Raw genomic sequence first — 3,392 nt, 5'->3', positions numbered from 1 at the left:
ATCGACCCGATGCAGACATTAGCAGAATGCCAAGCGAGCGTCCGCTTTGCGCCCAAGTGCGACATTCGGTCGCTAAATCGCGCGGTTCAGAAGCAGCCGACAACGAAAGCTGTGAGTGTCTGCTGTGGGTAAGTGGTCGTCCCGTTGAGGCAGGTCTGCACCCAGTCGCAGCAGAACGATCATACTCGCCCGTTCTCCTGAACCCGCGGCGAGCTCAAGAGACGCCACCATCAGCGATCCCATCGATAACACGGCAATCGGCCATTCGGCCCCCCTCGCAGGTGGTCGCGACTTGCTGCAGCTCCTCCCGCAGTCGGAGGAGCCTTGCAATCCGCGCGTCGACGTCGGCGAGGTGGTTTCGAGCGATCGCAGCAGCGGCGCCGCAGTCCCTCTCCGGTTGCTCGGATAGTGAGATCAGGGACCGCAGCTCGTCGGTCGAGAAGCCGAGCTCCCGCCCATTGCGAATGAAGCCGAGCCGCCGGACATCGTCTTCATCATAGGTGCGGCGGCCAGAATCGGTCCGGGTTGCCCGAGGCATCAGCGCAATCTCTTCGTAGAAACGGATCGTGTTGATCTTGGTCCCCGTCCGCCGTGCCAGGTCCCCAATCATCAGCCTCGCCATCGCCTCGCCCTTGATCCTCCAGTGACTGGAGGTTCTATAGGCTCCCGCATGAGTGATTCGAACCAGGAATCCGGCTGCGGCTGTCATGGCGACACGCAGAAAGCAGCGAGAGATCCGGCCTATCGCCGGGCGCTATGGATCGTCGTCATCCTCAATGTGGGCTTCGGCCTGATCGAGCTGGTCGGGGGCTTCCTCGCCGACAGTCAGGCGCTGAAGGCAGATTCCCTCGACTTCCTCGGCGACGGCTCGATCACCTTCGTCGGTCTGCTCGCGCTCTCGTGGGCTGAAAGGACCCGGGCCAAGGTCGCGCTCACCCAGGGCATCTTCCTGGCGCTACTCGGCGTGTGGGTGCTTGGCATGGCCGTGTGGCGGGCGATGAACGCGGTGCCGCCGGAAGCCGAACTGATGGGGGGCATCGGCATCGCGGCTCTGGCCGTGAACGTCACAGCGGCGCTGGTCCTCGCGAAGTTCCGTGAAGGCGGCGACGCACAGGCGCGGGCGATCTGGCTGTTCTCGCGCAATGACGCGATCAACAACGTGGCCGTGATCATCGCGGCCGGGCTGGTGTTCTGGCTCGAAAGCGCCTGGCCGGACCTCCTCGTTGCGGCCGCGATCGCGGTCGTGTTCCTCCATTCGGCCTGGGAGATCATCGGCGATGCTCGCAAGGAGCTGAGCGAGCCGCGATGAAGCCGGCGAGCTTCCTGCGCCAGGCGTTCCTGATGGTTCTGCTTGCGTTTGCCGCAGTCTCGCCGGCCCATGCACAGACCGCCCCTGCGCAAACCATCTGGCGGCTGCTCGACTACATCGCGGTCGATTACTCCGGAGCCGTTGCGCAGGGCCGTGTCATCAACGAGGCCGAGTATGTCGAGATGGTCGAGTTCTCGGCCAGTGTGCGGCAGCGGCTGGCGCAACTCCCGCCCACGACAGCACGTGCGTCGCTCGTCAGCGAGGCCGAGACACTACAGGACATCATCGCCGCCAAAGCGCCTCCACTTCAGGTGGCCATCTCGGCACGCGCGCTCGGGCGCGATCTCCTCGCAGCTTATCCGGTGCCCCTTGCCCCTCCCGGGGCGCCAGATCTCGCCCGGGGCGCGGCCCTTTATGCGGAGCACTGCTCGAGTTGCCATGGTGCAAGCGGGAACGGCCGCGGGCTGGAGTCGGCAGGCATGGACCCGCCGCCGATCGACTTTACAGATCGGGCGCGGGCGCGAGAGCGGAGCGTGTTCGCGCTCTACCAGGTGATCGAACAGGGGCTTGAGGGCACCGCCATGGAGTCCTTTGCCCATCTTCCGGTGGAGGACCGCTGGGCTTTGGCCTTCCACGTGGGGCGGTATGCCTACCCCGAGCAACTCGCCGCCCGTGGCCAGCAGGTCTGGGCCAACCCTCGGGCGCAAGCGGCCGTGCCTGACATGCGAGCGCTCGTCAGCCTCACAACAGCGCAACTCGAGCAAAGCCTCGGTTCGGCTGAGGGCACTGCCCTCACGGCATTCCTTCGCGGAAAGCCGCAAGTCCTTGGCAGCGGCGCGGAACGCTCACTCGGTATTGCGCGGGACCGGCTGCAAGAGGCCTTGGCTACATACGAAGTGGGTCATTTCTCCAGCGCCGAGGATCTCGCCCTCGCCGCGTATCTCGACGGCTTCGAGCCGGTGGAGCCGATCCTGACCGCGCGCAACGGGGCACTGATGCGCTCGATCGAAGCCGCAATGGCCGAGCTGCGCTCGAGGATCGACGATCAGCAGCCGGTGAGCAATGTGCGTCAGCAGGTGGACGAAGTCCTGCGGCTGCTAGACGACGCCGAGACGGAAATGGCGCCGGAAAACGCCAGTTCGGCGTCGTCCTTCATCGGGGCCTTCACGGTTTTGCTTCGCGAAGGTCTCGAGGCCTTGCTCATCGTCATCGCCATGATGGCCTTCCTCAGGAAGGCCGAGCGGCAGGACGCCATGCGCTACGTTCATGGCGGGTGGATCGCTGCTCTCTTGGCGGGCGCCGCCACCTGGCTCGCAGCGACCTACCTGATCAGCATCAGCGGGGCGAGCCGGGAGCTCACGGAAGGGTTCGGCTCCCTGTTCGCGGCCATTGTCCTCCTCTCGGTGGGCATCTGGATGCACGGCAAGGCACAGGCGGGTGCATGGCAGCGCTACATTGCCGAACGCATGAGCGCCGCCCTATCCCAGCGGTCATTGTGGTTCCTGTTCGGCCTGACGTTCGTCGTGGTCTATCGCGAGGTGTTTGAGACCATCCTCTTCTACACCGCGCTCTGGACAGACGGAAACGGCGGCGCCGTTGCCGGCGGCGCGGTGGCGGCGACCGTTCTTCTGGCCATCATTGCGGTCGCCATGCTGCGCTACAGCCGGCAGCTGCCGATCTCGACGTTCTTCACCTACAGCTCGATCCTCATTGCGATCCTCGCCGTGGTGCTCGCCGGGAAGGGCATCGGGGGACTGCAGGAAGGCGGGATCATCGATGTCACCCCGTTCCTCGCCGTTCCACACGTCGACATGCTTGGCCTGATCCCGACGAGGGAAACGGTGATTGCGCAAATACTCACGGCCGCCGCCCTTGCAGCCGGGTTCTGGCTGAATTGGCGGGCAGCGCAGACAGCGAGGGCAGCCTAGCATGTGCCGCTTGAGGTAGAGGAGGCAAAACGCGGGCTGGAATGCCGGAAACTGACAACGTCCTCGCTAATGATGAGGCGAGCGCGATGTTAGCGGGACGCGAAGCGGACCGTCGGCTATCGCCTGGAGTCGCTCCATTTCAGACTGGCAGCTAA

Annotated in this window: 3 protein-coding genes; 2 read left to right on the top strand and 1 reads right to left on the bottom strand. The window is 64.9% G+C overall.

Going from position 1 to position 3,392, the window contains the following annotated elements:
- Nucleotides 1-214: 214 nt before the first annotated feature.
- Entirely contained in the window at nucleotides 215-622 is a 408-nt protein-coding gene (locus tag ACX0GZ_RS14710) for a MerR family transcriptional regulator (protein ID WP_066764977.1), read from the bottom strand.
- A 48-nt stretch (nucleotides 623-670) separates the two neighbouring features.
- Between ACX0GZ_RS14710 and ACX0GZ_RS14705 the strand changes: the two genes are divergently transcribed.
- Both ACX0GZ_RS14705 and ACX0GZ_RS14700 read left to right on the top strand, forming a co-directional pair.
- The gene (locus ACX0GZ_RS14705; RefSeq protein ID WP_394270821.1) at nucleotides 671-1,309 is read left to right on the top strand and encodes a cation transporter; all 639 of its coding nucleotides are present in this window, start codon (nucleotides 671-673) and stop codon (nucleotides 1,307-1,309) included.
- Nucleotides 1,306-3,237 carry an FTR1 family protein gene (locus ACX0GZ_RS14700; RefSeq protein WP_458817504.1) on the top strand — a complete coding sequence of 644 codons (1,932 nt, stop codon included), beginning with the start codon at nucleotides 1,306-1,308 and terminating at the stop codon, nucleotides 3,235-3,237. Before ACX0GZ_RS14705 ends, ACX0GZ_RS14700 begins: the two co-directional genes overlap by 4 nt.
- Nucleotides 3,238-3,392: the final 155 nt, after the last annotated feature.

This window comes from Sphingomonas aestuarii, from assembly GCF_054457155.1.
This window is presented reverse-complemented; position numbering and strand designations above follow the sequence as displayed.